This window comes from uncultured Rhodoblastus sp., assembly GCF_903903185.1.
In the GTDB taxonomy this organism is placed as follows: domain Bacteria; phylum Pseudomonadota; class Alphaproteobacteria; order Rhizobiales; family Beijerinckiaceae; genus Rhodoblastus.
This window is the reverse complement of record NZ_CAIUXT010000024.1, coordinates 1-4,396: the sequence shown is the minus strand read 5'-3', so window position 1 is coordinate 4,396 and position 4,396 is coordinate 1. Positions and strand designations below refer to the sequence as shown.

General features: G+C 59.1%; 6 protein-coding genes. 4 read left to right on the top strand and 2 right to left on the bottom strand.

From position 1 onward, the window contains the following. The 3 genes from QZY01_RS01820 to QZY01_RS01810 form a co-directional block, all read left to right on the top strand. The coding region (locus QZY01_RS01820; protein ID WP_294532635.1) for a hypothetical protein at positions 1-251 on the top strand (251 nt) is incomplete at its 5' end. Between the two features lie 164 nt (positions 252-415). Then, positions 416-652, top strand: a complete 237-nt coding sequence (locus QZY01_RS01815; protein WP_294532634.1) for a hypothetical protein — start codon at positions 416-418, stop codon at positions 650-652. 233 nt (positions 653-885) lie between these two features. Next, on the top strand, positions 886-1,590 hold the full coding sequence (locus QZY01_RS01810; protein WP_294532633.1) for a type 1 glutamine amidotransferase domain-containing protein: 705 nt from the start codon (positions 886-888) through the stop codon (positions 1,588-1,590). 204 nt (positions 1,591-1,794) lie between these two features. Here the strand turns inward: QZY01_RS01810 and QZY01_RS01805 are convergent, their stop codons facing one another. Continuing rightward, entirely contained in the window at positions 1,795-2,703 is a 909-nt protein-coding gene (locus tag QZY01_RS01805; protein ID WP_294532631.1) for an iron-containing redox enzyme family protein, read from the bottom strand. Continuing rightward, positions 2,700-3,680, bottom strand: a complete 981-nt coding sequence (locus QZY01_RS01800; RefSeq protein ID WP_294532629.1) for a class I SAM-dependent methyltransferase — start codon at positions 3,678-3,680, stop codon at positions 2,700-2,702. Before QZY01_RS01800 ends, QZY01_RS01805 begins: the two co-directional genes overlap by 4 nt. Before the next feature lie 328 nt (positions 3,681-4,008). Here QZY01_RS01800 and QZY01_RS01795 point away from each other — a divergent pair. After that, the coding region (locus QZY01_RS01795) for a hypothetical protein (RefSeq protein ID WP_294532627.1) at positions 4,009-4,396 on the top strand (388 nt) is incomplete at its 3' end.

Here is a 4,396-nt window from a genome sequence, read left to right as displayed (position 1 = left end):
TCGGGATCGGGCAAAAAGGTTCCGCATGGTTTCTCCTCGATCGCATCTTGTCGCGCTTGGGGAATCGCTCGCATAACGCAACGCGGGAGCAACCAAACGGCGCGATCCTCGCCGAGCAACGGATTCGCGTTTCGGAGGCGGTTGCCCCGATCGCGCATCGATGGCGCCGCGGGCGAAGCTGGCCGCCGCGGACAATGGGTAATTTCCGAGCCTGCCGCGCCAGCGTAAATATCTTGTATTATACTAAATGAGCTTAAGCATGACGCCATATTGTCTCCCTCCAGAAAAAACACTTTCTGAGAAGAATGATAATAACGCTTTTTTCTGTGGATTCATTCGGCCACTAGAGATGGCCCCCTTACTCCACAGACGAATTGTCAAGCCATGCTGTTCCAGATTTTGATGGAGATGTTTTATGTCGATACGGCTGCAAATCTCGATTCTCATCTACACAATGGTTCAGGCGGTCCTGTTTGGCGTCGGGACAGTGCTGGTGCTGGCGACGCCCTTGTCGGCGCTGGCGATGAATCTGATGCCCTGGGTCATCGGCGTCAGCGCAGTTTTGTCCGTGCCGCTCTCGTGGATGCTTGCTCCGCGTCTGCGGGCGCGATTCCTGCGCCAGACCGCGCGGTCGTCGCTCCCGGCCGAATAAACCGATTTCCAAACAATGGCGCCCGACCCAACCATCCGCGTCGAAGCGGACATTCCGATCTCGACGGCCTTTGGCGTCGCCAATCTTAGGCGCTTTGAAGCAGGCGCTACCGCTGTTTCGGCAAAGACGCGGATCGCCGAATAATCAAAAAAAGTGCGGACGAATCCGCGACTAGAAAACTATTCCCGTCACGGCTGTTCAATGCCGGCCGACCCAACCTCACAGGCGCTGATATGAAGATATTGATGGTTCTGACCTCACACGACAAACTCGGCGAAACCGGAAAGAAGACAGGGTTCTGGCTGGAGGAGTTCGCCGCTCCCTATTACGTGTTCAAGGATGCGGGCGCCGATGTAACCCTCGCCTCGCCCCTTGGCGGGCGGCCGCCGGAAGACCCGAGAAGCAATTCGCCGGATTCGCAGACCGACGCCACGCGGCGTTTCAGCAAGGATGCGGCAGGCCAGGCCGCCCTGGCGCGGACGTTAAAGCTGAGCGAAGTCTCCGCAAAAAATTTCGACGCCGTGTTTTATCCTGGCGGTCATGGCCCGCTCTGGGATCTCGCCGAAGACAAGACCTCCATCGCCCTGATCGAAGCCATGCTGGAAAACGGCAAGCCGGTCGCCGCCGTTTGCCATGCGCCAGCCGCCCTGCGCTATGTCAAGACGCCACAGGGGCTATCCGTCGTGGCGGGCAAGAAAATCACCGGCTTCTCCGACAGCGAGGAGCAGGCCGCCGGGCTGACCCATATCGTTCCGTTTCTGGTCGAGGACATGCTGGTCGCCAACGGCGGCCTGTATTCGAGCGGCGGCGACTGGCAGACTCATGTCGTCACCGACGGGCTGCTGATCACCGGGCAGAATCCTGCTTCATCGGAACTGGCGGCAAAGACCTTGCTCGAAAAACTGCGCGCCGAACCGCTCGTCAGGGAGTCGGCCTGAAAGGAAACATCGCCGCGCCGCGCCGGGACCGCAAGCTGTTTTTCGAGTTCGGCCCGCAATCGGATTTGCGCCCCGATCGTGCGTTCGCAATTGGCGGCGGCCGAGCCTGTCAAAGTCGACGAGCGCCACGACGCGCATTCCATATATTTTACAGAATGGTTTGGGCGCTTCGGTACGGGCGTTCGTCGCCTGAAAGCCGGCAGACTAAGCTGCTCGCGCTACGGCCGTCAGAGCCAGCTCTCGCCGGTAGCGCTCGAAACAACGGCGCCCGCACTCGAGCCTCATCAGCGCGCCTTCAGCAATGGCTTGAGCGACATGCGGCGTCTGCGCCACCAGCGGTTGGATCACTTCCGCGTTCCAGGCCAGGGAATGTTTCACGTCGAGGATCGAATGCAGGTCGAAATAGTGCCGGTCGCCCGAGGAAACGCCAAGGCGCTTCAGGCCGGCGGCAACAGCTTCCGCACGCGCAGGGGCCGTCATTTCGATGGCGCCCAGCGCGCCGATGGAATGATACGCATACCGACGATTGGACGCGAGACCTGCCATGGTGTTGGCGAGCGCAAGGGATTCCCATACGGTCGAGTCGATTCGCGGACAAAGTTCGAGCCTCTTGGCGAGCGTCTCGAGCAAGGGGCCATGCATGCCCTTTTGTGCGCCGCGACCCATTTCATCCCAATAATTTCGCGCGAGCTCAAGCTTCGGCCTGGCGGGAAAACGAACCTGGGTCAGGGCTGTAAGATCCTCGAAACCAGCTTCTCCAGCGATTTCCTGAGTCAGGAACCACTTCATCTGGTCCAGGGTGGCTTCGCGCGCCAGCCACGGGAACAACGGATCGTTTTGACCGGGGCCGTCTTCGCTGAGAGCCTCGAACCAGGCGATGAATCCCGACGCCGAGCATGGCGCGGTTTTCGCCCTGGGCATGGCGCGCAGTCGCTCACTTTCCAGAAAGTCGCCTTCGACGATCGCGTCGTCGCACGCGGAAACAATTTCGCCCGACCAATTTTCAGACGGGAGCGACGGCGCGAATCTTCGGGCGTTGAACGCCGCCAGTCGTCGATGGAGTTCATCGGCCCCGAACGGGGAGCATTTCGGCGATAGGATATCGGTGCTCATGACAATCCCCGGGCGTTCACGGTAAGCGCGACGATGGCGATGCGATCGACATCGCCGTAGGCGTCGGTGTCCAACTCTTCGCCGAACACATCCGGGTCGAGTTCCTCGTATGAAAACGTCGTGTTACACTTTCCGAGGAAATCGAGACACGCGGTCTTGAAATCATCGCGTCCGTCCCTGATCGCCGATCCGGTATATAAAATCAGGGCGCCGTTGGCGGATAGTCGCGGAACCGCCTGTTTCAGGACGCCGAGCGACAGGCCCTCGCCGTAGTTTCCTCCGCCGTGCCGATAGGCGCGCATCCGCGGATCGATGAGATAGGGCGGATTGGAAACGATCAGGTCGAAATCGCCGCCAATATTGCGGAGGATATCGCTGCGCGCCGCCTCCACGTTGGAAACGCCATTGATTGCGGCGTTGATTCTCGCAAAATGCAGCGCGGTTTCGTTGACGTCCAGATTGGTGACCGACGTCGAAGGGCGAGCACGTGCGATGACGATCCCGCCCGGACCTGCGCCGCATCCGATATCCACGGCGCGCTTTGGCGGCTCTTCGAATGCGGCGAGCCGCCGATGGATCAGGTTCACAAATCTGACGGTGTCGGGCCCGAAGAAAACGGAGTCGGCCGCAGTGCTGGGATAAGCCGAGTGGACAAACAGCAAATCTCCGATACTGGAGAACCGCACCGATGAGCGGTAAAGCGCTCCCTCGGTTTCCAGAATGTTCGCCTGCCGCATCGCGGATATCGTATCGCCCGAAATCGCCTCCGGCCCAAAAGGGCGGCTCCAACCGAAAACGCCAACCAGATCGGATGCGTAGGCGTTTTCAACGCGCGCGTTGACGCGCGCCTGCGTCGCAGGGGTAACGGTCGAGAAGGCGTAGCCGCCCGCTCGGAGCGTCCGGGCCAGGCGAACCAACGCGTCCTCACGGAGGGGCGAGCCCACGCCGTCGCCTAATACGGCCCCGGTCGCTAGCATTGAAAACCTCGCGGGTGAATTATTCAACCATGTTAACCCTGATTTTAGTCAAAGGTTCCGCACGATGGGTGGCTGATCGGGATAAATAATCGCGACGCGCAGGAAAATTAATCCCGCGCATTGATAACGCCTTAACCGATGTTAGACAAGGCTTCCATTTACCGTAAAGCTTCAATAAAAAACTCAGTTACATAATTTATGGAAAAAATTTGCGACCTGCCTGAGGCTCATTTTTAATTCATTGCAACGATAGATGGTCTCATGCCTTCAGTGACGCGTCGCTTGAAGCAATTCCCCGCAAGCTGGCTGGGTGGATCAACGGGAGCGATTGGGCCGCAGCCGACATGATTGCCCCTCGTCGCTGAATATCAGCTTTCCGCTGCTGATCGAAGCGCGGGGAAAATTCGGGAACGACGGCTTCGGTTCACTTTTTCCCGTTCATCGTTGTTTTCCGACGACTGCTGACTCCTCGAAACCGGGCAAAGCAATTATATTTTTGGTTCTCAACGTCGAACGATGCGCAGGTCCGTCTCTCGTTGACGCGGCGACGTTTGAAATCATCGAAGCCAACCGGGAGAAGCTCAGGGATGTCTCTGACCGAATCCCGGATCATTGTCCTGACAACCGCGGAACGCCGCGCCGGCCAAAAGAACTTCCGCAAGGGCGTCGGGGGGCGGTGGCGCGCTTTGCGCCTATTTCGCGGGTTGGAATATCCG

Excerpts from the sequence above, each read along its gene's own strand:
- QZY01_RS01815 (WP_294532634.1), top strand. The coding sequence starts at position 416 with ATGTCGATACGGCTGCAAATCTCGATTCTCATCTACACAATGGTTCAG.
- QZY01_RS01810 (WP_294532633.1), top strand. The coding sequence starts at position 886 with ATGAAGATATTGATGGTTCTGACCTCACACGACAAACTCGGCGAAACC.
- QZY01_RS01805 (WP_294532631.1), bottom strand. The coding sequence starts at position 2,703 with ATGAGCACCGATATCCTATCGCCGAAATGCTCCCCGTTCGGGGCCGAT.
- QZY01_RS01800 (WP_294532629.1), bottom strand. The coding sequence starts at position 3,680 with ATGCTAGCGACCGGGGCCGTATTAGGCGACGGCGTGGGCTCGCCCCTC.